Genomic DNA, 24680 nt, shown 5'->3' with positions numbered 1-24680 from the left:
AAGGTGTGACCATGTTTTGTGTGCAATGTGAACAAACCATCCGTACTCCGGCAGGAAACGGCTGCTCTTACGCGCAGGGTATGTGCGGTAAAACGGCTGAAACCTCCGATTTGCAGGATCTGCTGATTGCTTCCCTACAAGGTCTGTCTGCATGGGCTGTTAAAGCACGTGAATACGGCATCATCGACCATGAGGTTGATAACTTTGCGCCGCGTGCATTCTTCTCCACGCTGACCAACGTAAACTTCGATTCCCCGCGTATTGTTGGCTATGCCCGTGAAGCTATCGCCATGCGCGACGCCCTAAAAGCGCAATGCCTGAACATCGACGCGAACGCAGCGGTCGCCAACCCGATGGCCGATCTGCAACTGGTCAGCGACGATCTGGGCGACCTGCAACGTCAGGCCGCTGAATTTACCCCGAATAAAGACAAAACAGCCATCGGCGAGAATATTCTCGGCCTGCGACTGCTGTGCCTGTACGGCCTGAAAGGTGCGGCAGCTTATATGGAGCACGCACACGTTCTCGGCCAGTACGACAACGACATCTATGCTCAGTACCACAAAATCATGGCGTGGCTGGGTACCTGGCCTTCCGATATGAACGCTCTGCTGGAGTGCTCAATGGAAATCGGCCAGATGAACTTCAAAGTGATGAGCATTCTGGACGCCGGTGAAACCACCAAATACGGTCACCCGACTCCGACTCAGGTCAACGTCAAAGCCACCGAAGGTAAGTGCATTCTGATCTCCGGTCACGACCTGAAAGATCTGTACAACCTGCTGGAGCAAACCGAAGGTACCGGCGTTAACGTCTATACCCACGGTGAAATGCTGCCGGCACACGGTTACCCAGAACTGCGTAAATTCAAACACCTGATCGGTAACTACGGCAGCGGCTGGCAGAATCAGCAGGTTGAATTCGCCCGCTTCCCAGGTCCAATCGTGATGACCTCTAACTGCATCATCGACCCAACCGTTGGCGCGTACGACGACCGTATCTGGACCCGTAGCATCGTCGGCTGGCCGGGCGTGAGCCATCTCGAAGGCGACAACTTCGGTCCGGTAATTGCTCAGGCACAGCAAATGGCGGGCTTCCCGTATAGCGAAATTCCGCACCTGATAACCGTAGGTTTTGGTCGTCAAACCCTGCTGGGCGCCGCGGATACCTTGATCGACCTGGTCAGCCGTGAAAAACTGCGTCACATCTTCCTGGTGGGCGGTTGTGACGGCGCACGTGGGGAACGTAACTACTTCACCGATTTCGCGACCAGCGTACCGGACGACTGCCTGATCCTGACCCTGGCGTGCGGTAAATACCGTTTCAACAAACTGGAGTTCGGCGATATCGAAGGTCTGCCGCGTCTGGTGGATGCCGGTCAGTGTAACGATGCTTACTCTGCCATCATCCTGGCGGTAACCCTGGCTGAGAAACTGGGCTGTGGCGTGAACGATCTGCCGCTGTCTCTGGTGCTCTCCTGGTTCGAACAGAAAGCGATTGTTATCCTGCTGACCCTGCTGTCTCTGGGCGTGAAAAATATCGTTACTGGCCCGACCGCGCCAGGCTTCTTCACACCGGACCTGCTGGCCGTGCTCAACGAGAAGTTCGGTCTGCGTTCCGTGACCACCGTTGAAGAAGATATGAAGCAGCTGCTGAGCGCGTAAGGAGTAAAGAATGTCAATGCCAACTCATCAGTGCCCATGGCGGATGCAGGTTCATCACATCCATCAGGAAACGCCGGATGTATGGACAATTTCGTTGCTGTGCCACGACTATTATCCATACCGCGCCGGGCAGTATGCACTGGTCAGCGTACGTAATTCAGCGGACACGCTGCGTGCTTACACCATCTCTTCAACGCCGGGCGTTAGCGAATACATCACGCTGACCATCCGCCGGATTGACGATGGCGCAGGCTCACAGTGGCTGACCCGCGACGTGAAGCGCGGCGACTATATCTGGCTGTCTGATGCAATGGGTGAATTCACCTGTGAAGATAAAGCGGAAGACAAGTTCCTGATGCTGGCCGCCGGCTGCGGCGTTACGCCAATCATGTCAATGCGCCGCTGGTTGGCAAAATACCGCCCACAGGCTGATGTGCAGGTGATCTTCAACGTACGTTCTCCGCAAGATGTTATTTTTGCCGACGAATGGCGCGAGTATCCGGTGACATTAGTTGCTGAAAACAATGCCACTGAAGGTTTTGTTTCCGGCCGACTGACTACCGAACTGCTGCAAAGCGTTCCGGACCTCACCTCGCGCACCGTGATGACCTGTGGCCCGGCGCCGTACATGGATCTGGTCGAGAAAGAAGTCAAAGCGCTGGGCGTGACGCGCTTCTTTAAAGAGCAGTTCTTTACCCCGGTGGCTGAAGCCGCCACCAGCGGTCTGAAGTTCACTAAACTGCAGCCGGCGAAAGAGTTTTATGCGCCGGTGGGCAGTACGCTGCTGGAAGCGCTGGAAAGCAATAAAGTACCGGTTGTTGCCGCTTGCCGTGCAGGCGTTTGCGGCTGCTGCAAAACCAAAGTGGTTGACGGTAACTACACGGTAAGCAGCACCATGACGCTGACCGACGCAGAAATCGCTGAAGGTTATGTACTGGCGTGCTCCTGCCATCCGCAGAGTGACTTAGTGCTGGCGTAATCGCCTGATATCAGATGTACAAAAGGCTACCTGGCTATACCGGGTGGCCTTTTTTTATCCTGTCAGGCGCTGCAAAATTCTGATTTTTCCATCCCCAAGGGCAAAATAGCACCTTCCTCCCGCCAATTATCGACCACACTTACCCTGCACAACGTAAGCAATATCCCCGACTACCACGTCGAACTTTCTACAAGGATCCCCATGAAAAAAGTGGCCATTGTCGGCGTCGGTCCCACCGGTATTTATACGTTTTATGCCCTGGTTGAGCGTGGTGAACCGCTGGAGATACAGCTTTATGAGCAAGCTGAGGAAGCGGGCGTCGGCATGCCTTATAACAGCGACAACAACGCAGAACACATGTTGGCAAATATAGCCAGCATCGAGATCCCACCGATTTATATCAGCTACCTGACGTGGCTACAAAATCAAAGCGATGACTACCTGGCGCAGTTTCGAATTGAACGCACCTCTTTGCATGAGCGGCAATTTTTGCCCCGCGTGATCCTCGGCGACTATTATCGCGATCGTTTTTTAGCCATCGTCGATAACGCGCAAAGAGCCGGTTTTACGATTCGCATATATGAATCAAGCCAGGTCACCGACCTGCAAGCAACGTCGAATGGGGTCTCCCTGTGGATCAACCGCGCGTCCCAACCCGTTGAGGTGGATTTCGCCGCTATCGCTACCGGTCATCTGTGGCCCGAAACGGATGCTCAGGCACGCAAGTTTTTCCCCAGTCCGTGGACCGGTCTGATGGACGCCGAGATTAGCGCTTGCAGGGTGGGGATTCTGGGCACATCGCTAAGCGCTATCGACGCAGCGATGGCCGTGGTCTGTCAGCATGGCACCTTTACGACCAATACCGACCATTCACTGCGGTTCACACGTAAACCTGACAGCCAAAATCTGAAACTGACCCTGATGTCGCGCAGCGGAGTGCTGCCTGAAGCTGATTTTTACTGCCCTCTTCCCTATGAACCGCTGAATATCGCGACGCCAGAAGCGATTGAAGACGCCATTGCCCGGGGCCAAAACGGATTGCTGGACCGCATCTTCCGCCTTATTGCTCGACAACTGCAAGATGCGGCGCCAGGGTGGTGCCAACAGATAACACTTGCGACGCTTAACGCCGACACATTCCCCGAAGTCTATTTTGCCAACAGGATCAGGCATGACCCTTTTGACTGGGCGAGACGTAATCTGGTGGAGGTTGAACGCAACAAGCAGGAACAACATACCGTCGCCTGGCGATATACCTTGCTGCGCCTGCACGAGGTTATCGAAGAGATAGTCCCTCATCTTGATGACTGCGACGAAAAACGTTTCAGGCGCGGACTGGCGCGCGTATTTATTGATAACTATGCGGCTATCCCGTCTGAGTCTGTCCGCCGACTGCTGGCGCTGCACGACGCCGGGCTGATAGAGATCCTCGCGCTCGGCTCAGATTATGAGCGTATGAATGAACAGGGAATGACGGTGATTTACCACCAGGGCCAGCGCCACGAATTTGATGTGTTTATTGACGCCCGAGGACAACGGGCATTGCAGAGCAAAGATATCCCGTTCCCAACGCTACGCGATCAACTGCTGGCTTGTGGCGATGAGATCCCGGAGATTGGCGAGGATTACACACTGCAAGCGCCGGAGTATGCCCGCAATCGCATCGCTTTTGGCGGGCTGCCGTGGTTGATGCACGATCGTCCGTTCATTCAGGGACTGGTGGTCAGCGCTGAAATAGGCGCCGCGATGGCCAAAGCATTGACGCAGCGAGCGCTGAGACGTCGGCACAAACTCTGGAACAGAGACGACATAGATTAGCTACACAATGAACGACGAGGCGGAGCAAGGCTACGCGTTCCCGCCTCTGTATTGATTCTCGGATGGCAAACTATCGCCAGGCTGAATTTCCGGCAAGGGAGAATCGCCCCGCCCCCAAAAACGCCACGGCCAGCGCGCCGATGAAGAAATACACCAGACTTTCAATCGCCCATGCACCGGTTTTATCCAGTAACCAGGTTTCGCCCATCCCAACCATCAGCCATGCCACAACCATCGTAAACGCCAGCCCCAACGCTGCAGGACGCGTCAGGATCCCAAGGATAATCAGACACGGCGCTACAACTTCTCCCAGCAGGACGCCATACGCAATAAAGCCCGGGAAACCTTTCGCTATCAGCATGCCGCTGATGCCATCAATACCCGCGAACAGTTTATGCAACCCATGAAAAAGCATCAGCCCCCCCACGGCAAGGCGTAACAAAAACTTGCCAAAATCTTCATGAGTCAGTACCCGGTTAACGCTATTTAATAGTTTTATAACCATCTGAATTTATTCCTTGTTTCGCCATGTCCAATAACAAACTACGCTTAGTACAGGTCAAATGAAACCTGCCGGAAATAAGGGGGAATGAGAAGCATAACTATTATCTTCATCTAAACTTGTAACCGGTATCACATTAAAGGAGAAGGAAAACCATGAAACAAACGGTTGCCGCTTTTATTGCTAAAACACTCGAACAAGCTGGCGTAAAACGCATTTGGGGTGTAACGGGTGACTCACTCAATGGCCTAAGTGATAGTCTGAATCGTATGGGAACGATTGACTGGATGCCAACCCGTCATGAAGAGGTTGCTGCCTTCGCCGCAGGTGCTGAAGCGCAGTTAACGGGTGAATTGGCCGTCTGTGCAGGCTCGTGTGGGCCAGGCAACCTGCACCTGATTAATGGCCTGTTTGATTGCCACCGCAACCACGTCCCGGTGCTGGCCATTGCCGCACATATTCCATCCAGCGAGATAGGCAGCGGTTATTTCCAGGAGACCCACCCACAAGAGTTGTTCCGCGAATGTAGCCATTATTGCGAGCTGGTTTCCAGCCCTGAACAGATCCCACAGGTGCTGGCAATTGCCATGCGTAAAGCGGTGCTCAACCGCGGTGTCTCTGTGGTGGTATTACCTGGCGATGTCGCGCTGAAGCCGGCCCCTGAGAGCGCCACCACGCACTGGTACCATGCGCCGCTGCCGGTGGTCACTCCGGAAGAAGAAGAGCTCAGAAAACTGGCGCAACTGCTGCGCTACTCCAGCAATATCGCTCTGATGTGCGGCAGCGGCTGCGCCGGTGCGCATAAAGAGCTGGTTGAGTTTGCGGCTAAAATCAAAGCGCCGATTGTGCACGCCCTGCGGGGTAAAGAGCATGTTGAGTACGATAACCCGTACGACGTGGGCATGACCGGGCTAATTGGCTTTTCATCCGGCTTCCATACCATGATGAATGCCGACACGCTGATCCTGCTCGGCACCCAGTTTCCCTATCGCCCGTTCTATCCAACCGACGCCAAAATTATTCAGATTGATATCAATCCGGCGAGTATTGGCGCGCACAGTAAAGTTGATATGGCGCTGGTGGGCGATATTAAATCCACCCTCCGCGCCCTGCTGCCGCTGGTGGAAGAAAAAACCGAGCGGAAGTTTTTGGACAAAGCGCTGGAGCACTACCGTGAAGCGCGCAAAGGGCTGGATGATTTAGCTAAACCCAGCGATAAAGCCATTCACCCGCAGTATCTGGCACAGCAAATTAGCCACTTTGCCGCAGACGACGCCATCTTCACTTGCGACGTTGGCACGCCAACGGTGTGGGCGGCACGCTATCTGAAAATGAACGGCAAACGTCGCCTGCTCGGTTCGTTTAATCATGGTTCGATGGCCAATGCCATGCCGCAGGCACTCGGCGCCCAAGCGACCGAACCGGGACGCCAGGTTGTCGCAATGTGCGGGGACGGCGGATTTAGTATGCTGATGGGCGACTTTCTGTCGGTGGTCCAGATGAAGCTGCCGGTGAAGATTATCGTCTTTAACAACAGCGTACTGGGATTTGTGGCGATGGAGATGAAGGCTGGCGGTTATCTGACCGACGGCACGGAGCTGCACGATACCAACTTCGCGCGGATTGCCGAAGCCTGCGGCATTACGGGCATTCGTGTGGAGAAATCCTCAGAGGTTGATGAAGCGCTGCAAAGGGCAATGTCGATTGACGGCCCGGTGCTGGTCGATGTGGTTGTGGCGAAAGAAGAGTTAGCCATCCCGCCACAGATCAAACTCGAACAAGCGAAAGGTTTTAGCCTGTATATGTTGCGCGCAATCATCAGTGGACGCGGTGATGAAGTGATGGAACTGGCGAAAACTAACTGGCTCAGGTAAAACATCCTTATTAAATCACACACAAAATCATTCATGATGCATCAAGGCGGCTAACCCGAAAATCCCCAGGAGCATAGGTAAACTATGTGACTGGGGTTTAAGGGTGCGGCCAACGCAGAGGCAGCTTGAAGGATGAAGTGTAATAAGGAGACACCATGATTGATTTACGCAGTGATACCGTTACCCGGCCAAGTCGCGCCATGCTGGAAGAGATGATGGCGGCCCCGGTCGGGGACGACGTGTACGGTGATGACCCTACCGTTAACGCCCTCCAGCAATACGCTGCAGAGCTCTCTGGCAAAGAAGCCGCTATTTTCCTACCCACCGGCACTCAGGCAAACCTGGTTGCGCTGCTCAGTCATTGCCAGCGCGGCGAAGAGTATATTGCCGGTCAGGGCGCACATAACTATCTCTATGAAGCGGGCGGCGCAGCGGTGCTTGGCAGCATTCAACCGCAACCCATCGACGCCGCCCCGGATGGTTCCCTGCCGTTAGACAAAGTTGCAGCGAAAATCAAAGCTGACGATATCCATTTTGCCCGCACCCGTCTGCTCAGTCTGGAAAACACCCACAACGGCAAAGTGCTTCCGCGCGAGTATCTGAAAGACGCCTGGGAATTCACCCGTGAGCGCAATCTTGCCCTACACGTCGACGGCGCGCGTATTTTTAACGCCATCGTCGCCTATGGCTGTGAGCTTAAAGACATCACGCAATACTGCGACTCGTTCACCATTTGTCTTTCCAAAGGTCTGGGAACGCCGGTAGGTTCGCTGCTGGTCGGCAGCCAGGACTACATCAAGCGCGCCATTCGCTGGCGCAAAATGACCGGTGGCGGAATGCGCCAGGCCGGTATTCTGGCGGCGGCGGGACTGTATGCGCTGAAAAATAACGTGGCGCGTTTGCAGGAAGACCATGACAACGCCGCCTGGATGGCAGAACAACTGCGCGAAGCAGGGGCAGACGTCATGCGCCACGACACCAACATGTTGTTTGTTCGCGTTGGTGAAGAGCACGCTGCCGCGCTGGGTGAATACATGAAAGCGCAAGGCGTGCTGATTAACGCCTCCCCGATTGTGCGCCTGGTGATGCATCTGGACGTATCGCGTGAACAACTTGCTGAAGTCGTCGCCCACTGGCGCGCTTTTTTAACCCGCTAAGGAGATGGGCGTGCCGCAACGGATTTTGGTTCTTGGCGCCAGTGGCTACATTGGTCAGCATCTGGTTCAGGCGCTCAGCCAGCAAGGGCATCAGGTGCTGGCTGCGGCACGCCGCATTGAACGTCTGGAAAAGCAGCAACTGGCCAACGTCAGTTGCCATAAGGTCGATTTGAATTGGCCAGATAACCTCACCCCGCTGTTGACGGGTGTTGATACGGTTTACTATCTGGTTCATGGTATGGGTGAAGGCGGTGATTTTATCGCCCACGAACGCCATGTGGCGATGAACGTACGCGATGCGCTGCGTAATACGCCAGTTAAACAGCTTATTTTCCTGAGCTCATTACAGGCTCCCCGGCATGAACAGTCCGATCATTTGCGTGCGCGGCAAATAACCGCTGACACCCTGAGAGAGTCAGGCGTGCCAATGACGGAATTGCGCGCTGGCATTATCGTAGGGGCAGGTTCCGCCGCCTTTGAAGTGATGCGCGACATGGTCTATAACCTGCCGGTTCTCACCCCTCCGCGCTGGGTACGTTCGCGTACCACGCCCATCGCGCTGGAAAATTTGATGTACTATCTGGTGGCGCTGTTGGACCATCCCACAAGCCATCACCGCATACTCGAAGCTGCCGGGCCGCAGGTGTTGAGCTATCAGGAACAGTTCGAGCATTTTATGGCGGTCAGCGGTAAACATCGCCTGCTCATCCCCATCCCCTTTCCTACCCGCTGGATTTCGGTCTGGTTTTTAAACGTCATTACGTCAGTACCGCCGACCACGGCCAAAGCGCTTATCCAGGGTTTAAAACACGATCTGCTGGCCGATGACACCGAATTACGCGCGCTGATCCCGCAAAAGTTGATTGCCTTTGATGACGCGGTACGCAGCACGTTGAAAGAAGAGGAGAAGCTGGTCAATTCCAGCGACTGGGGTTACGACGCGCAGGCGTTTGCCCGCTGGCGCCCTGAATATGGCTATTTTGCCAAACAGGCAGGCTTTAGCGTTGAAACCTCCGCCAGCAAAAAAGCGCTATGGCAGGTTGTGAATCGACTCGGCGGCAAAGAAGGCTATTTTTTTGGCAATATTTTGTGGAAGACGCGGGCGGCGTTAGACCTGCTGGTTGGCCATAAGCTGGCTAAAGGTCGACCAGAACACTCTCTGTTGCAGGTTGGCGATACCGTCGATAGCTGGAAAGTTATCATCGTTGAACCAGAAAAACAGCTGACGCTGCTGTTTGGGATGAAAGCGCCTGGTTTGGGTCGCCTGAGTTTCACCCTGGAAGATAAAGGCGATCACCGACGCATTGATGTACGTGCCTGGTGGCATCCGCACGGCATGCCAGGACTCTTCTACTGGCTGTTGATGATCCCAGCTCATCTGTTCATTTTCAGAGGGATGGCGAAGCGTATTGCTAAACTTGCAGAACAAATCACAGACTAATGATAAAAAGAGCCTGTATTCTTTCATGTTTCCCATTGCATACAGGCGTATTTCACGGAAGAATGCGCACGATGTTTTTTAAACACAGTGGATTGATATGAAGGTACTGGTTACCGGAGCCACCAGCGGCTTGGGCCGAAACGCGGTTGAGTTTCTATGCAGCAAAGGCGTCAGCGTCAGAGCTACCGGTCGCAATGAAGCGATGGGCAAGCTGCTGGAGAAAATGGGCGCAGAGTTTGTACATGCCGATTTGACCGAGCTGGTGTCTTCACAGGCAAAAGTGATGCTTGCCGGCATCGACACGCTGTGGCACTGCTCCAGTTTCACCTCACCGTGGGGAACTCAGGAAGCCTTCGATCTGGCCAACGTTCGAGCGACCCGACGTCTGGGCGAGTGGGCCGTGGCCTGGGGCGTACGTAACTTCATTCATATCTCCTCTCCATCGCTCTATTTTGATTATCACCACCATCGCGATATCAAAGAAGATTTCCGTCCACATCGCTTCGCCAATGAATTCGCCCGCAGCAAAGCGGCAGGCGAAGAGGTAATTGCGCTGCTCGCGCAGGCTAACCCGCAGACCCGCTTCACGGTATTGCGCCCACAAAGTCTGTTCGGACCTCACGATAAAGTCTTTATTCCACGCCTGGCCCATATGATGTATCACTACGGCAGCATCCTGCTGCCGCACGGCGGAAGCGCGCTGGTGGATATGACCTACTACGAGAATGCAGTGCACGCGATGTGGCTGGCCAGTCAACAAGCCTGCGATAAGCTGCCGTCGGGACGCGCGTACAACATTACCAACGGCGAGCATCGCACCCTGCGCAGCATTGTGCAGAAACTTATCGACGAGCTGAATATTGATTGCCGTATCCGCTCCGTGCCCTACCCGATGCTGGATATGATTGCCCGCAGCATGGAGCGTTTAGGCAATAAATCGGCGAAAGAGCCAAAGCTTACGCATTACGGCGTCTCGAAGCTGAATTTCGATTTTACGCTGGATACTACCCGCGCTCAGGAAGAGTTGGGTTATCAGCCCGTTGTGACGCTGGATGCAGGAATTGAGCGTACCGCGGCCTGGCTGCGTGACCACGGTAAGCTGCCGCGTTAACCCTGCCCGTATTTCTCCAGTAACGCTTCGGCAATTGCCTGAGTTTCTGCATCCGCCACGCCGTTCCACAACGTCGGGCGGAAGTGCATCTGAAACGCCATAATCACCCGCTGCTGTTCACGCGGCGTCATATCAGGTTTTACTTCATAACCATAGCGCGACAGCAGATCGAGTAATGATGCGGTTTCTACCGGCGTATGGGGCGCTCGTCCGGCAAGATAAAATGCCACGCGCTGGGCATCGGGCCACGCGCCGATGCCCTGAGCGGCCAGTGCTTTCCACGGAAATAGCGGGCCGGGATCGTCCTTGCGCTGCGGAGCGACGTCCGCATGGGCCACCACGTTCTGCGGTTTTATGTCGTAGCGGGCGATAATATCTTTCGCCAATGGGATTAACGCCTGAATTTGCGCGGGCTCAAACGGCGCAAAATACTTGCTGCCCGCTGATTTTTGCCAGCCGCGGTTTTCCAGCTCAATGCCGATCGAAGTATCGTTGATACGCGTAGCGCCGCGCCAGAAGCTAATCCCTGCATGCCAGGCCAGATCTTTTTCCGGGACCAGTTGCCAGATACGCGGCTTGCCGTGGTAGAGCGGCGGCACTGCCGGGATCAGATAGTGTGAACTGACGTTTTTATCGGTCAGCGTAGCCAGAGAAGCGTCGAAATCATCCGCCGTGTAATGGATAACCAGCACTTTAATGCGCGGGTAAGCAGCCTGCGCCTGACGGCGGGTATCTAACTGATACCCGTCTTTGTCGACTATTCCTTTTTCGCCAGTACACCCCACCAGCAGTAGCGTTAATGTCAGCAAATACAACAGACGTTTCATCGACGAGTTTTCACCGCGGTGCCGCTGACGCTCACCATCAGCATGCTACCGTCCTTGCCCACCGTTTCGTAATCGATATCGATACCGACTACCGCATCAGCACCGAGTGCTTTCGCCTGTTCACCAAGCTCCTGAAAAGCAATTTCACGCGCTTTACGCAGCTCTTTTTCATACGCGCCGGAGCGACCGCCGACAATATCGCGAATGCCGGCGAAAAAATCGCGGAAGATATTCGCGCCTAAAATGGCTTCGCCAGTAACAACACCGCAGTATTCCACGATGCTCTGTCCTTCCAGCATAGGGGTTGTCGAAAACTGCATGATTAATCTCCTTTTTGCGCTAAGAGCACGATCTCAAAAGCATTATCGAACCGATCCACTATCATTGAAAGGATATATTCTATCAACGTAGAACACTAATAGTAGAAAGCTAATAAGGAAATCATTATGCGCTACTCGAAACTCTCTCTGCTGGTTCCCTGTGCACTACTTCTCAGCGCCTGTACTACCGTGACGCCGGTCTATAAAGATAACGGCACGCGTAGCGGTTCATGCGTAGAAGGCGGGCCAGACAGCGTGGCTCAACAATTCTATGATTACCGTATTCAGCATCGAAACAATGACATTACCTCCCTTCGCCCGTACCTCAGCGACGACCTGGCTAAGCTGCTGAACGATGCCAGCCGTGATAACGCGCATCGCGAACTGTTTAACAGCGATCCGTTCTCCAGTCGCGCCACGTTACCGGACAGCGTCAGCGTCGCCAGCGCATCGACTATTCCGAATAGTGATGCACGCAACATTCCACTGCGTGTAGAGCTGAAACAAGGTGACCAAAGCTGGCGTGATGAAGTGCTGATGATCCGTGAAGGCCAGTGCTGGGTCGTTGACGATGTCCGCTATCTGGGCGGCAGCGTACACGCGCCAGCCGGGACGCTGCGCCAGTCTGTCGAAAACCGCTAACCGCCCCATTCACCTGCTTAAATCATAATCCCCATAAATTGTCTGGCATTCTGCATAGAATGCCGACAATTATTCTTGCCCACTGGTGGCCCCGCTATTTTGTGCTATGTTTAGATAAGAATGCGGTTTGCATTTAACTTTTAACGCATAAATATTGCATAACTATTCTGTCAAAGGTAGTATCTGCGGCTTCAATAGCTATCAGACTGCCAGTATCGAGTGTCAATGAGTATTCAATTAAACGGCATTAACTGCTTCTACGGCGCACATCAGGCGCTGTTCGATATCACGCTGGATTGCCCTCAGGGTGAAACACTGGTGTTACTTGGCCCTAGTGGCGCCGGGAAAAGCTCGCTGCTGCGCGTACTCAACCTGCTTGAGATGCCGCGCTCGGGCACGCTCTCTATTGCGGGTAACCGTTTCGACTTCACTAAGACCCCGTCAGATAAAGCCATTCGGGATCTGCGTCAAAACGTGGGCATGGTCTTCCAACAATACAACCTCTGGCCACATCTCACGGTTGTGCAGAATCTGATTGAAGCGCCCTGCCGCGTACTGGGTCTGACAAAAGAGCAAGCGATGGCGCGCGCCGAGAAACTGCTGGAACGTCTGCGCCTGAAGCCATACAGCGATCGCTATCCGCTGCATCTCTCAGGCGGCCAGCAACAGCGTGTGGCCATTGCCCGCGCGTTGATGATGGAGCCACAGGTGCTGCTGTTTGATGAACCGACCGCCGCGCTTGACCCGGAAATTACCGCCCAAATCGTCAGCATCATTCGTGAACTGGCGGAAACCAACATTACTCAGGTGATCGTCACTCACGAAGTGGAAGTTGCCCGTAAAACGGCCAGCCGTGTGGTGTATATGGAAAACGGTCATATCGTCGAGTTTGGGGATGCGAGCTGCTTTGCCAACCCGCAAACCGAAGCGTTTAAAAACTATCTTTCTCACTAAGATTCGGGACAATACAATGAAAAAAGTTCTGATTGCCGCGCTAATCGCAGGTTTTAGCCTTTCCGCTACCGCAGCCCAAACCATTCGTTTCGCCACCGAAGCGTCTTATCCTCCGTTTGAATCAATCGATGCTAATAACAAGATCGTCGGGTTTGACGTTGATCTGGCGAATGCGCTGTGTAAAGAGATTGACGCTACCTGTACCTTCACCAATCAGGCCTTCGACAGCCTGATTCCGAGCCTGAAGTTCCGTCGTTTTGACGCGGTAATGGCCGGTATGGACATCACCCCAGAGCGTGAAAAACAGGTGCTGTTCACCACCCCGTATTACGACAACTCTGCGCTGTTTGTTGGCCAACAGGGTAAATACACCAGCATTGATCAGCTGAAAGGCAAAAAAGTCGGTGTACAAAACGGGACTACGCACCAGAAATTCATCATGGATAAACATCCGGAAGTGACTACCGTGCCGTATGACAGCTACCAGAATGCCAAACTCGATCTGCAAAACGGTCGTATTGACGGCGTATTTGGCGATACCGCAGTGGTGACCGAGTGGCTGAAAGATAATCCTAAGCTCGCCGCGGTTGGCGACAAAGTGACGGATAAAGATTACTTCGGTACCGGTCTGGGCATTGCTGTGCGCCAGGGCAATACCGAACTGCAGCAGAAATTTAACGCTGCGCTGGAAAAAGTGAAGAAAGATGGGACTTACGAGACCATCTACAACAAATGGTTCCAGAAGTAATATTTGATGAATGAATTTTTTCCTTTAGCAAGCGCCGCCGGGATGACCGTCGGCCTTGCCGTTTGTGCGCTGATCATTGGCCTCGCGCTTGCCATGTTGTTTGCCGTCTGGGAGTCAGTTAAATGGCGTCCAGTGGCATGGGCTGGCTCGGCTCTGGTCACCATCCTGCGCGGTCTGCCGGAAATTCTGGTGGTTCTGTTTATCTATTTTGGCTCCTCGCAGCTGCTGCTGACGCTGGCCGATGGCTTTACGATCAATCTCGGGTTTGTACAAATCCCGGTTCAGATGCAGATCGAAAACTTCGACGTCAGTCCGTTCCTGTGCGGTGTGATTGCGCTGTCATTGCTGTATGCCGCTTACGCGTCGCAAACGTTGCGTGGCGCGCTGAAGGCCGTGCCACTCGGACAATGGGAGTCAGGTCAGGCGTTAGGTTTGTCTAAAGCTGCGATCTTCTTCCGTCTGGTGATGCCGCAGATGTGGCGTCATGCACTACCGGGACTGGGTAACCAGTGGCTGGTATTGCTGAAAGATACTGCGCTGGTCAGCCTTATCAGCGTGAACGATCTGATGCTGCAAACCAAGAGCATCGCCACCCGTACCCAGGAGCCGTTTACCTGGTACATTGTGGCGGCGGCTATTTACCTGGTGATTACGCTGGTGAGCCAGTACATTCTCAAACGCATTGACCTGCGCGCGACACGTTTTGAGCGGAGACCAGGCTGATGCTTGAGTATTTACCTGAATTGTTGAAAGGGCTGCATACCAGCCTGACGCTGACGGTCGCCTCCATCGTGGTTGCTCTGGTGCTGGCATTGATTTTCACCGTCATCCTGACGCTGAAAACACCGGTTCTGGTTTGGCTGGTTCGCGCTTATATCACGCTATTTACCGGTACACCGCTGCTGGTGCAAATCTTCCTGATCTACTACGGGCCAGGACAATTTCCGACGTTGCAAGAGTATCCGGTGCTGTGGCATCTGCTGTCAGAACCGTGGCTGTGCGCTTTAATTGCGCTGTCGTTAAACAGTGCGGCCTATACCACTCAGCTGTTCTACGGCGCTATTCGTGCAATCCCGGAAGGCCAATGGCAGTCCTGCGGAGCGTTGGGGATGAGCAAGAAGGATACGCTGGCGATTCTGTTGCCGTACGCCTTTAAACGCGCCCTCTCCTCGTATTCCAACGAAGTGGTGCTGGTGTTTAAAAGTACTTCGCTGGCATACACCATCACGCTGATGGAAGTCATGGGCTATAGCCAACTGCTGTACGGTCGCACTTATGACGTCATGGTTTTCGGTGCGGCAGGTGTGATTTACCTGATCGTCAACGGTTTGCTGACGCTGATGATGCGCTTAATCGAACGTAAAGCGCTGGCGTTTGAACAGCGGAATTAAACATATGCCTGATGGCGCTACGCTTATCAGGCCTACGGTTCATGCACCTTTTGTAGGCCGGATAAGGTGCTAGCACCGCCATCCGGCAAATATGCATAAAGTAAAAAACATGAAGACGGACAAGAACCTAAATTGTCCGTCTTTTTTTATATCAGAAAAAAATATTTAATCATTTTTATTGCATATAAATTCATTAAGTGGCATTGTTAATCCACGCCGCAGATACGGTAAATAATCATAAGATTGACAGACGGGAGTTCCACCATGAAAAAGTTAGTACTGGCTGCATTACTTGCTACTTTCGCCGCTGGCGCCTCAGCCGCTGATAAAATTAGTTTCGGTGTATCAGCAACTTACCCGCCATTTGAGTCGCTCGACGCAAACAATAAAATTGTCGGATTTGACATCGATCTGGCAACGGCGCTGTGCAAACAAATGCAGGCTGACTGTACTTTCACCAATCACGCTTTCGACAGCCTGATCCCCGCGCTGAAATTTAAGAAATATGATGCGGTAATTTCCGGAATGGATATCACGCCTGAGCGTAGCAAGCAGGTTGCATTTACTCAGCCGTACTATGCAAACTCCGCGCTGGTGATTGCGAAAAAAGACACCTATAAAACCTTTGCCGACCTGAAAGGAAAACGCATCGGCATGGAAAACGGCACCACGCACCAGAAATACTTGCAGGACAAACATCCTGAAGTGAAAACCGTGGCCTACGACAGCTATCAGAATGCGATTATCGACCTGAAAAATGGTCGTATTGATGGCGTATTTGGCGATACCGCTGTGGTTAACGAGTGGCTTAAAACCAACCCGCAGCTAGGCGTAGCCACTGATAAAGTGACCGACCCACAATACTTCGGTACTGGCCTTGGCATCGCGGTTCGCCCGGATAACAAAGCCCTGCTGGAAAAACTGAACAGCGCGCTGGCGGCAATCAAAGCTGACGGCACGTACCAGAAAATCAGCGATCAGTGGTTCCCACAGTAACGTCTGCCCAATCTGAAAAGCCGCGCTCTGCGGCTTTTTTTATCTCTTCGCCTGCGCTTTCAGTCAGTTCTTACGCCAGAAACGCATTCCTGGCGTACACTTGTTAAAACGAAAAAAAGTGAGGCAAAAGGATGATAGCATTCCCTGCCAGTTTACTGATCCTCAATGGAAAAAGTGCTGATAACCTTCCCCTGCGTGACGCCATTGCGAATCTGCGTGATGAGGGCGTGGAAATTCATGTTCGCGTTACCTGGGAAAAAGGCGACGCCCAACGATACGTTGATGAAGCTCGTCAGTTGGGCGTTGAAACGGTGATTGCCGGTGGCGGCGACGGCACAATAAACGAAGTCTCGACGGCGCTTATCCAGTCGCAGGGCGGCAATATTCCGGCGCTGGGTATTTTACCGTTGGGAACGGCGAATGACTTTGCCACCAGCGTTGGTATACCCGACGACCTTGATAAGGCGTTAAAGCTGGCTATCGCCGCAAATGCGACGGCGATCGATATGGTGCAGGTCAATGATAAAACCTGTTTTATCAACATGGCGACCGGTGGCTTCGGCACACGCATCACGACCGAGACACCAGAAAAACTCAAGGCTGCGCTGGGTGGCGTATCGTACTTTATTCACGGATTAATGCGCATGGATACGCTCAAACCCGACATCTGCGATATTCGAGGGGAAGACTTTCACTGGCAGGGTAAAGCGCTGGTAATTGGTATCGGTAATGGTCGCCAGGCCGGTGGGGGGCAACAGCTATGCCCGACAGCGCTTATCAACGATGGTCTGCTGCAACTGCGTATTTTTACCGGAGAAGAGCTGTTGCCTGGGCTGCTTTCGGCGTTAACGCAATCCGAAGACAACCCTAACATTATCGAGGGCGCATCATCGTGGTTTGATATCCGCGCCCCGCATGAAATTACCTTTAATCTCGATGGCGAACCGCTCAGCGGACAAGAGTTTCATATTGAAATCCTGCCCGCGGCGTTACGTTGCCGACTGCCGCCGGGTTGTCCGCTGTTGCGCTAACACGACGGCAGTCGCCTGAAATCAGGCGATGGTGACTTTGCTATCCAGATAAACATCCTGCACGGCGTTAATCAGCTTAACGCCGTCGGCCATGGTTTTCTTGAATGCCTTGCGCCCAAGAATCAGCCCCATGCCGCCCGCACGTTTGTTAATCACCGCAGTACGTACCGCATCGCTCAGATCGGTTTCGCCGCCAGCCGCACCGCCAGAGTTAATTAACCCGGCGCGTCCCATATAGCAGTTCGCCAGTTGATACCGCACCAGGTCAATCGGGTTGTCGCTGGTCAGCTTGCTATAGACGCGATCGTCGGTGTAGCCAAAATTGACCGCTTTATACCCGCCGTTATTTTCCGCCATTTTTTGCTTCACGATATCCGCCCCGATAGTGGCCGCCAGATGGTTAGCCTGCCCGGTAAGATCGGCAGAAACATGGTAATCCACGCCATCTTTTTTAAACGCCGGGTTACGCAGATACGCCCACAGCACCGTGACCATACCCAGCTCATGAGCACGCTCGAATGCGGCAGAAATCTCTTCAATCTGGCGGCGAGACTCCTCTGAACCGAAATAGATGGTTGCCCCCACCGCAACCGCACCCATATTGAACGCCTGCTCTACGCTGGCATACAGCGTCTGGTCAAACGTATTGGGATAGCTCAGCGTTTCGTTGTGGTTAATTTTTACCAGGAACGGAATGCGGTGCGCGTAGCGACGGGAAACAGAAGCCAGCACGCCATAGGTCGATGCCACGCAGTTACACCCTGCTTCGATAGCCAGCTCCACAATATTCTTCGGATCAAAGTACAGCGGGTTAGCCGCAAACGATGCTCCAGCGGAGTGCTCCACGCCCTGGTCCACCGGTAGAATAGACAGATAACCTGTCCCGGCCAGTCGGCCCGTGTTATACAGCGTCTGCATATTACGCAGCACGGCTGGCGGACGGTTGTTATCCACCATCACGCGGTCGACGTAATCATGTCCAGGCAGGTAAAGTTGATCAGAAGGAATGGTCATACAACGATGCTGTAAAAGGTTGTCGGCGTCTTTGCCAAGCAACTGCGCAATATCAGTCATAGCTATGCTCCCGTAAGTTCCGCTTTGAAAACGGAATGTGGATTGTCCTGGCCCGTTTTGTTGCGGGCAGCAATAAGCCTGGTACCGACTGCGTTTTTTTTCCATCTTTAGCGCACTTTTCAGCAACTTCTGCTGGCTCGATTCAGGAAGAAATAATGTTAAGGCGGTCAAATTTAGACCTCAAAGGTATTTTAAAGGTATTATCGAATGGTACTATCATGGCGTACCTTACCTGTCATGAAGGATTTAAAGATGAAAACTACAGTTAAGCTGTCGTTCATGATGTTTGTAGAGTGGTTTATCTGGGGCGCCTGGTTTGTACCGCTGTGGCTGTGGCTGAGTAAAAGCGGCTTTAGCGCCGGGGAGATCGGCTGGTCTTACGCCTGTACCGCGATCGCCGCGATCCTGTCGCCCATCCTGGTCGGCTCTATCACTGACCGCTTTTTCTCCGCGCAGAAAGTGCTGGCGGTGTTGATGTTCGCTGGCGCTATTTTGATGTATTTCGCCGCTCAGCAAACCACCTTCAGTGGATTCTTCCCGCTGTTACTGGCCTATTCGTTAACCTATATGCCGACGATTGCGCTGACCAACAGCATCGCTTTTGCCAACGTACCGGACGTTGAACGTGATTTCCCACGCATCCGTGTGATGGGGACCATCGGCTGGATTGCTTCTGGTTTGGCCTGCGGTTTCTTACCGCAAATGCTTGGCTATAGCGATATTTCACCCACCAATATCCCCCTGCTTATCACTGCCGGAAGCTCTGCGCTGTTGGGCGTCTTTGCGTTCTTTTTACCGGATACGCCGCCAAAAAGTACCGGCAAGATGGATTTCAAAGTCATGCTGGGTCTGGATGCGCTGATCCTGCTGCGTGATAAGAACTTCCTCGTCTTTTTCTTTTGCTCTTTCCTGTTCGCAATGCCGCTGGCGTTCTATTACATCTTCGCCAACGGCTACCTGACAGAAGTTGGAATGAAAAACGCCACCGGCTGGATGACGCTGGGCCAGTTCTCTGAAATCTTCTTTATGCTGGCGTTACCGTTTTTCACCAAACGCTTTGGCATTAAAAAGGTATTGCTGCTTGGTCTTATTACTGCGGCTATCCGCTACGGATTTTTCGTTTACGGCGGCGCGGAGGAATATTTCACTTATGCTCTGCTGTTTCTCGGCATTCTGCTGCACGGCGTTAGTTACGACTTCTACTACGTCACGGCCTACATTTATGTCGATAAAAAAGCACCGGTACATATGCGCACCGCTGCGCAAGGGCTTATCACCCTCTGCTGTCAGGGATTCGGCAGCCTGCTCGGTTACCGTCTGGGCGGCGTGATGATGGAAAAAATGTTTGCTTATCGGGAACCGGTTAATGGTCTTACCTTCAACTGGGCTGGCATGTGGGGATTTGGCGCGGTCATGATCGCCGTCATTGCCGTGATGTTTATGATTTTCTTTCGCGAATCAGATAAAGAAATCACCGCCATTAAGGTGGACGATCGCGATGTAGCGTTGAAACAAGGGGAAGTGAAATGAAAGCAGAACGTATTCTCGGTGCCCTTTACGGGCAGGCGTTAGGGGATGCGATGGGTATGCCGTCGGAACTGTGGCCACGAACCCGGGTTAAGGCCCATTTCGGTTGGATCGACCGTTTTTTGCCCGGCCCTGCGGAGAATAATGCCGCCTGCTATTTTAACCAGGCGGAGTTCACTGATGACACGTCAATGGCGCTGTGTCTGGCAGATGCCCTGCTCGAGTGCGACGGAGAGATTGTGCCAGACGTTATTGGCCGCAATATTCTGGCCTGGGCCGAACGTTTTGACGCCTTTAATAAAAACGTGCTCGGCCCAACCTCAAAAATCGCGCTAAAAGCCATTCGCGACGGCAAACCTGTCGCCGAACTGGAAAACAACGGCGTGACCAACGGAGCGGCAATGCGCGTTTCGCCGCTGGGATGCCTGCTACCCGCCCGTGATGTCGATGCTTTTATCGATGATGTGGCATTGGCCTCCAGCCCGACGCATAAATCGGATCTGGCTATCGCTGGGGCTGTTGTGGTCGCGTGGGCGGTATCACGCGCTATCGACGGAGGCAAGTGGTCAGAGATTGTCGATGCGCTACCTGCCATTGCCCAACATGCGCAGCAAAAAAGGATCACGACCTTTAGCGCATCACTCTCTGCACGACTTGAGCTGGCACTGAAAATCGTCCGTAACGCTACCGGCATTGAGTCTGCCTGCGAGCAGTTGTATCAGGTTGTGGGCGCCGGAACCAGTACCATTGAATCCGTGCCTTGCGCCATTGCCATGGTTGAACTGGCGCAGACCGATCCTAACCGCTGCGCTATTCTGTGCGCAAACCTCGGGGGTGATACCGACACCATCGGGGCGATGGCAACCGCCATTTGTGGCGCTATCCATGGCGTAAGCGCGATTAACCCGACATTGAAACATGAGCTGGATGCGGTGAATCAACTGGACTTTATCCGTTACGCCAGTGGATTGATGCGACTGCGCGAGCAGCGGGAGGCGCTATGATCGCCACGCATCTGCAACACCTCCTCCCGCAGTTGTGTACACAGCGGCCAGTTACGGTGGTGGGTGCGGCGGTAATTGATGTCATTGCCGATGCATATGCCCTTCCCTGGCGCGGATGTGACATTGAACTCAAACAGCAGGGGGTGAACGTTGGCGGCTGTGCGCTCAATATTGCCGTGGCGCTCAAACGTTTAGGTATCGACGCCAGTAATGCTTTACCGCTGGGTCAAGGGGTGTGGGCCGACATTATCCGCAACCGGATGGCAAAAGAGGGATTGCACAGCCTGATCGACAATGCCGCGGGCGATAACGGCTGGTGTCTGGCTCTGGTCGAGCCGGATGGCGAACGTACCTTTATGTCCTTTAGCGGCGTTGAAAATCAGTGGAACGCTGACTGGCTGGCACAGCTGGATATCCCACGCCATAGTCTGGTGTATCTCTCGGGCTATCAGTTAGCCTCTGGGTGTGGCGAACTGCTGGTGCAGTGGCTGGAAGGTCTGGAGGAGGTGACGCCGTTTATTGATTTTGGGCCACGCATCGGCGACATTCCCGAGCCCTTACTGGCAAGAATTATGGCCTGCCGTCCGCTGGTATCACTTAATCGTCAGGAAGCGGAAATTGCCGCCGAGCGGTTTGCATTGAGCCATGATGTAGAGGGTTTTGGCGCAGAATGGGTACAACGTTTCGCCTCGCCGGTAGTGGTACGCCACGATAAAGACGGCGCGTGGTATTTCAGCGCTCAGACATCCGGTTGCATACCGGCATTTGCGACAGCGGTCGTTGATACTATCGGCGCAGGCGACAGCCACGCGGGCGGCATGCTGGCCGGACTGGCGTCTGGCTGGACCCTGGCTGATGCCGTACTGCTGGGTAACGCGGTTGCGTCCTGGGTGGTAGGGCATCGCGGCGGCGATTGCGCCCCTTCGCGCGAGGCGTTACTCCTCGCACACAAAGACGTATAGATCGCTTCGACAATAGCTGATGCTGTATTCAATGGGCCGTTGCTGCTGGTCAAGCGCTACTTGCTTGATCACCAGTACCGGCACTTTGCTGTCCATTTGAATGTGCGCCTGGAACTCCGCATCAGGCATTCGGGCGCTGACGCGGGAGCGCGTGCGCTGCGGGAAAATATGCTGGCTGCGAAAATAGTCATACAGTGAAACGCCGATGGCATCCACGTCATGGATAAGATGGGCAGGAACCCATGACTCTTCAATAGAAACCGCGTCTTCATCTACATAGCGAATGCGCTTGAGCAGGAAGACGTCACTCCCCGCGGCAACAGCCAACTGCTGAGCCACCTCTTCCGGGCAAGGCACAATACGCTTGTTGACCCACAGCGTATCTGGCTTTTTACCGCGCAAAACCACCTGCTGTGAAAAACCACGCGCTTCTTTTAGCGAATACTCGAAGATGTTGTTGATCTGCGTCCCGTAACCACGGGCGCGCGTCACTACGCCTTCTTCTTCCAGGGCCTGCATCGCCTTGCGTACCGTAATTCGCGAAACGCCGGTTAACTGGCTGAGATCGCGCTCGCCGGGCAGGATATTTCCATGCTCCAGAATCCCGCTACGCACAGCGTTTTTCACTGTTTGCGCAAATTTCATATACAGCGGCGTGTTATCTGCCGCTGCAATGCGTTCATTCAGTTGCGCGATAAGCTGGGTATGCGCTTGTTCCATTTATCTTTTTCCTGCAGCCTTCTCTGCAGCCAGTATACCCATTACCACCACGCGTGGAAATGATGTACCGGACCAATTCCCTCACCAACCTCCAGGGTGTCGGCCTGCGCCAACGCCGCAGAAAGCCACAGCTTAGCTTCCTGCACTGTCTGTGCCCAGTTGTCATGGCACGGACGCAGCGCCGCCAGCGCCGCGGATAGCGTACAGCCGGTGCCATGGGTATTTTTGGTCATCACCCTTGGCGCGGTAAAACGCTGCTCTCCCTCACGGGTAAAGAGCCAGTCGGGGCTTTGCGCATCCTCCAGATGACCGCCTTTCATCAACACCGCCTCGCAGCCCAGCGCCCGCAGTGCCCTTCCCTGCTCTAGCATCTCCTGCTCAGTCTGCGCATGGGGAGCCCCGAGCAGTGCCGCAGCTTCGGGTAAATTAGGGGTGATAATCGAAACCTGCGGCAGCAAATGGGTACGCAGTGTTTCTACCGCCGAGGGCGACAGCAACGGATCGCCGCTTTTCGCCAGCATCACCGTATCCAGTACGACATTTTGCACCCGATGGCGACGCAAACGTTCGGCAACCGCTTCAACAATATCCGTCTCCGCCAGCATACCGATTTTGGTGGTGTCGATACGCACATCACTCAACACCGAGTCCAGTTGTGCGGCAACAAAGTCAGGTTCTATGCGATAAACCGACTGCACCCCGCGCGTATTTTGCGCCACCAACGCCGTGATAACCGAACAGCCGTAAGCGCCCAGCGCCGAGAAGGTTTTTAAATCGGCCTGAATACCCGCACCGCCGCTTGGATCGGTTCCGGCGATCGTTAATGCGTTAATCCGTTTCATGCTTGCTCCTGTGCGTTCAGGTTATAGAGGGCATCGAGAAAAGCCGGGACAAAACTGCCCGGTCCGGTTGATTGTTGTGTGGCTATTTGCCCGGCCTGTTTCATCCAGCTACAGGCGGAGGCGATGTTATCAAGCCGGTCACCGTGCAGGGCGCAACTGGCCGCAACGACCGCCGACAGCGCGCATCCGGTGCCCACCACGCGGGTCATCAACGGATCACCGCCGTTCACGCAGACGGTACGCTGACCATCGGTCACGTAGTCCACTTCGCCGGTAACCACGACAATGGTCCCAACCTGACGAGCCAACGCCTGCGCAGCGGAAAGCGCAGCGGCTGGCGTATCTGTCGTGTCGACGCCGCGGCCCCCGCTGTTCATACCCGCCATAGCAAGTATTTCCGAGGCGTTGCCACGGATAGCGGCAGGCTGTAGTACCAGTAAATCCAGACAGAAGCGACGGCGAAACTCTAGCGCGCCCACGGCAACGGGATCGAGCGTCCACGGGGTTTTAACGAGATGTGCCCGCTCAACGGCGGCACGCATCGCCGTAGCCCGCGTCTGGGTTAAAGTGCCGACATTCACCAGCAACGCACTGGCGATAGCCGCAAACTGGCTGGCTTCCTCAGGCTCGATTACCATCGCAGGGGATGCGCCCAGCGCCAGTAGCGTATTGGCCGTAAAGCTTTGCACGACCTCGTTGGTCATACAGTGTGTGAGTGGTGAAAGCGTTCTAAATTGGTGCAAGGTGTGAGCCGCGAGTGCGCGGCTGTGCAGGTCAGGCTGCATGGTTTAGCTCCTGCCCGCGCGAAGAAGGGACACGAGCAGTGTCAGACTTCCCTACGCTGGCATTATCCAGATCAGGTGGTACGGGTATTTCTCAGCCTTCAATGAAGAAGGGCACCCCGAGTCGTTGTTACATAAAACTCAATAATATTAAAAGGACAGTAAGGGAAACTTACATACTTAAGCCCCTGCTATCCATTTACTGAATGGCGGAATGTATCCACACCGCATACTTTACCAGCCAGCGAGGGAGGTGAACAGCAGCGGTTTATTCTGGAAGGGGAGCTCATTGCCGCAGGCGTCGTCATCCACTC

24 protein-coding genes and 1 riboswitch are annotated in these 24680 nt (G+C 54.0%); of the genes, 17 read left to right on the top strand and 7 right to left on the bottom strand.

Annotated elements, in window-relative coordinates:
- Positions 1 to 11 precede the first annotated feature (11 nt).
- From hcp to OGW16_RS22115, 3 genes are all read left to right on the top strand, one after another.
- The gene (gene hcp, locus OGW16_RS22125; protein ID WP_172863170.1) at positions 12 to 1664 is read left to right on the top strand and encodes a hydroxylamine reductase; all 1653 of its coding nucleotides are present in this window, start codon (positions 12 to 14) and stop codon (positions 1662 to 1664) included.
- 10 nt (positions 1665 to 1674) lie between these two features.
- A complete protein-coding gene (gene hcr / locus OGW16_RS22120; RefSeq protein WP_172863171.1) occupies positions 1675 to 2643 on the top strand; it encodes an NADH oxidoreductase in 969 nt (322 codons plus the stop codon).
- Between the two features lie 201 nt (positions 2644 to 2844).
- Positions 2845 to 4461 carry an FAD-NAD(P)-binding protein gene (locus OGW16_RS22115; protein ID WP_172863172.1) on the top strand — a complete coding sequence of 539 codons (1617 nt, stop codon included), beginning with the start codon at positions 2845 to 2847 and terminating at the stop codon, positions 4459 to 4461.
- Between the two features lie 70 nt (positions 4462 to 4531).
- Here OGW16_RS22115 and OGW16_RS22110 read toward each other — a convergent pair whose 3' ends face one another.
- On the bottom strand, positions 4532 to 4966 hold the full coding sequence (locus tag OGW16_RS22110; RefSeq protein ID WP_043016906.1) for a DoxX family protein: 435 nt from the start codon (positions 4964 to 4966) through the stop codon (positions 4532 to 4534).
- Positions 4967 to 5118: 152 nt separating this feature from the next.
- Between OGW16_RS22110 and poxB the strand changes: the two genes are divergently transcribed.
- From poxB to OGW16_RS22090, 4 genes are all read left to right on the top strand, one after another.
- Positions 5119 to 6837 carry a ubiquinone-dependent pyruvate dehydrogenase gene (gene poxB, locus OGW16_RS22105; protein WP_043016907.1) on the top strand — a complete coding sequence of 573 codons (1719 nt, stop codon included), beginning with the start codon at positions 5119 to 5121 and terminating at the stop codon, positions 6835 to 6837.
- Positions 6838 to 6992: 155 nt separating this feature from the next.
- Positions 6993 to 7994, top strand: a complete 1002-nt coding sequence (gene ltaE, locus OGW16_RS22100) for a low-specificity L-threonine aldolase (RefSeq protein WP_043016908.1) — start codon at positions 6993 to 6995, stop codon at positions 7992 to 7994.
- A gap of 10 nt (positions 7995 to 8004) precedes the next feature.
- The gene (locus tag OGW16_RS22095) at positions 8005 to 9435 is read left to right on the top strand and encodes an SDR family oxidoreductase (protein ID WP_043017946.1); all 1431 of its coding nucleotides are present in this window, start codon (positions 8005 to 8007) and stop codon (positions 9433 to 9435) included.
- A 97-nt stretch (positions 9436 to 9532) separates the two neighbouring features.
- The gene (locus OGW16_RS22090) at positions 9533 to 10546 is read left to right on the top strand and encodes a 3-beta-hydroxysteroid dehydrogenase (RefSeq protein WP_075145934.1); all 1014 of its coding nucleotides are present in this window, start codon (positions 9533 to 9535) and stop codon (positions 10544 to 10546) included.
- On the opposite strand, the gene OGW16_RS22085 is transcribed toward OGW16_RS22090, so the two are convergent.
- Both OGW16_RS22085 and OGW16_RS22080 read right to left on the bottom strand, forming a co-directional pair.
- The gene (locus OGW16_RS22085; RefSeq protein WP_080624939.1) at positions 10543 to 11373 is read right to left on the bottom strand and encodes an N-acetylmuramoyl-L-alanine amidase; all 831 of its coding nucleotides are present in this window, start codon (positions 11371 to 11373) and stop codon (positions 10543 to 10545) included. The two genes, OGW16_RS22090 and OGW16_RS22085, sit on opposite strands and share 4 nt — an antisense overlap.
- Positions 11370 to 11693: a heavy metal-binding domain-containing protein gene (locus OGW16_RS22080; RefSeq protein WP_043016911.1), complete on the bottom strand. Its 324-nt coding sequence runs from the start codon at positions 11691 to 11693 to the stop codon at positions 11370 to 11372. The genes OGW16_RS22085 and OGW16_RS22080 overlap by 4 nt, the downstream gene beginning before the upstream one ends.
- 126 nt (positions 11694 to 11819) lie before the next feature.
- Here OGW16_RS22080 and OGW16_RS22075 point away from each other — a divergent pair, with 126 nt between their 5' ends.
- The 7 genes from OGW16_RS22075 (at position 11820) to yegS (ending at position 17455) form a co-directional block, all read left to right on the top strand.
- Complete coding sequence (locus OGW16_RS22075; RefSeq protein WP_181634558.1) at positions 11820 to 12335, top strand: lipoprotein; 516 nt, start codon at positions 11820 to 11822, stop codon at positions 12333 to 12335.
- Positions 12336 to 12560: 225 nt separating this feature from the next.
- The gene (gene artP / locus OGW16_RS22070; RefSeq protein WP_003027295.1) at positions 12561 to 13289 is read left to right on the top strand and encodes an arginine ABC transporter ATP-binding protein ArtP; all 729 of its coding nucleotides are present in this window, start codon (positions 12561 to 12563) and stop codon (positions 13287 to 13289) included.
- Between the two features lie 16 nt (positions 13290 to 13305).
- Entirely contained in the window at positions 13306 to 14037 is a 732-nt protein-coding gene (gene artI, locus OGW16_RS22065) for an arginine ABC transporter substrate-binding protein ArtI (RefSeq protein WP_003027298.1), read from the top strand.
- Between the two features lie 6 nt (positions 14038 to 14043).
- A complete protein-coding gene (gene artQ, locus OGW16_RS22060; protein ID WP_043016913.1) occupies positions 14044 to 14760 on the top strand; it encodes an arginine ABC transporter permease ArtQ in 717 nt (238 codons plus the stop codon).
- Positions 14760 to 15428, top strand: a complete 669-nt coding sequence (gene artM / locus OGW16_RS22055; protein WP_075145931.1) for an arginine ABC transporter permease ArtM — start codon at positions 14760 to 14762, stop codon at positions 15426 to 15428. The genes artQ and artM overlap by 1 nt, the downstream gene beginning before the upstream one ends.
- 264 nt (positions 15429 to 15692) lie before the next feature.
- A complete protein-coding gene (gene artJ, locus OGW16_RS22050) occupies positions 15693 to 16424 on the top strand; it encodes an arginine ABC transporter substrate-binding protein ArtJ (protein WP_043016914.1) in 732 nt (243 codons plus the stop codon).
- A 131-nt stretch (positions 16425 to 16555) separates the two neighbouring features.
- A complete protein-coding gene (yegS, locus tag OGW16_RS22045; protein ID WP_043016915.1) occupies positions 16556 to 17455 on the top strand; it encodes a lipid kinase YegS in 900 nt (299 codons plus the stop codon).
- Positions 17456 to 17476: 21 nt separating this feature from the next.
- Here the strand turns inward: yegS and fbaB are convergent, their stop codons facing one another.
- Positions 17477 to 18529 carry a class I fructose-bisphosphate aldolase gene (fbaB, locus tag OGW16_RS22040; RefSeq protein WP_043016916.1) on the bottom strand — a complete coding sequence of 351 codons (1053 nt, stop codon included), beginning with the start codon at positions 18527 to 18529 and terminating at the stop codon, positions 17477 to 17479.
- A gap of 252 nt (positions 18530 to 18781) precedes the next feature.
- Here fbaB and OGW16_RS22035 point away from each other — a divergent pair, with 252 nt between their 5' ends.
- From OGW16_RS22035 to OGW16_RS22025, 3 genes are read left to right on the top strand one after another with little or no spacing between them, the layout of a single operon-like run.
- Positions 18782 to 20059, top strand: a complete 1278-nt coding sequence (locus OGW16_RS22035; RefSeq protein ID WP_181231262.1) for a nucleoside permease — start codon at positions 18782 to 18784, stop codon at positions 20057 to 20059.
- Positions 20056 to 21060 (top strand): ADP-ribosylglycohydrolase family protein, encoded by a 1005-nt coding sequence (locus OGW16_RS22030; RefSeq protein WP_087051337.1) that lies wholly within the window; start codon positions 20056 to 20058, stop codon positions 21058 to 21060. The genes OGW16_RS22035 and OGW16_RS22030 overlap by 4 nt, the downstream gene beginning before the upstream one ends.
- Positions 21057 to 22022 carry a PfkB family carbohydrate kinase gene (locus OGW16_RS22025; protein WP_286518858.1) on the top strand — a complete coding sequence of 322 codons (966 nt, stop codon included), beginning with the start codon at positions 21057 to 21059 and terminating at the stop codon, positions 22020 to 22022. The genes OGW16_RS22030 and OGW16_RS22025 overlap by 4 nt, the downstream gene beginning before the upstream one ends.
- Here OGW16_RS22025 and OGW16_RS22020 read toward each other — a convergent pair.
- From OGW16_RS22020 to thiM, 3 genes are read right to left on the bottom strand one after another with little or no spacing between them, the layout of a single operon-like run.
- Positions 21996 to 22742 carry a GntR family transcriptional regulator gene (locus OGW16_RS22020; RefSeq protein WP_043016920.1) on the bottom strand — a complete coding sequence of 249 codons (747 nt, stop codon included), beginning with the start codon at positions 22740 to 22742 and terminating at the stop codon, positions 21996 to 21998. The genes OGW16_RS22025 and OGW16_RS22020 overlap by 27 nt on opposite strands.
- Positions 22743 to 22783: 41 nt before the next feature.
- Positions 22784 to 23584, bottom strand: a complete 801-nt coding sequence (thiD, locus tag OGW16_RS22015; protein WP_286518857.1) for a bifunctional hydroxymethylpyrimidine kinase/phosphomethylpyrimidine kinase — start codon at positions 23582 to 23584, stop codon at positions 22784 to 22786.
- Positions 23581 to 24369 (bottom strand): hydroxyethylthiazole kinase, encoded by a 789-nt coding sequence (gene thiM, locus OGW16_RS22010; protein ID WP_043016922.1) that lies wholly within the window; start codon positions 24367 to 24369, stop codon positions 23581 to 23583. The genes thiD and thiM overlap by 4 nt, the downstream gene beginning before the upstream one ends.
- A gap of 31 nt (positions 24370 to 24400) precedes the next feature.
- Positions 24401 to 24498, bottom strand: a riboswitch (TPP riboswitch).
- Between the last annotated feature and the right edge of the window lie 182 nt (positions 24499 to 24680).

This window comes from Citrobacter sp. Ce104, from assembly GCF_030334595.1.
GTDB lineage: Bacteria > Pseudomonadota > Gammaproteobacteria > Enterobacterales > Enterobacteriaceae > Citrobacter > Citrobacter europaeus.
Note: the sequence above shows the minus strand (reverse complement) of the source record. Positions and strands in the feature narration are given on the sequence as shown.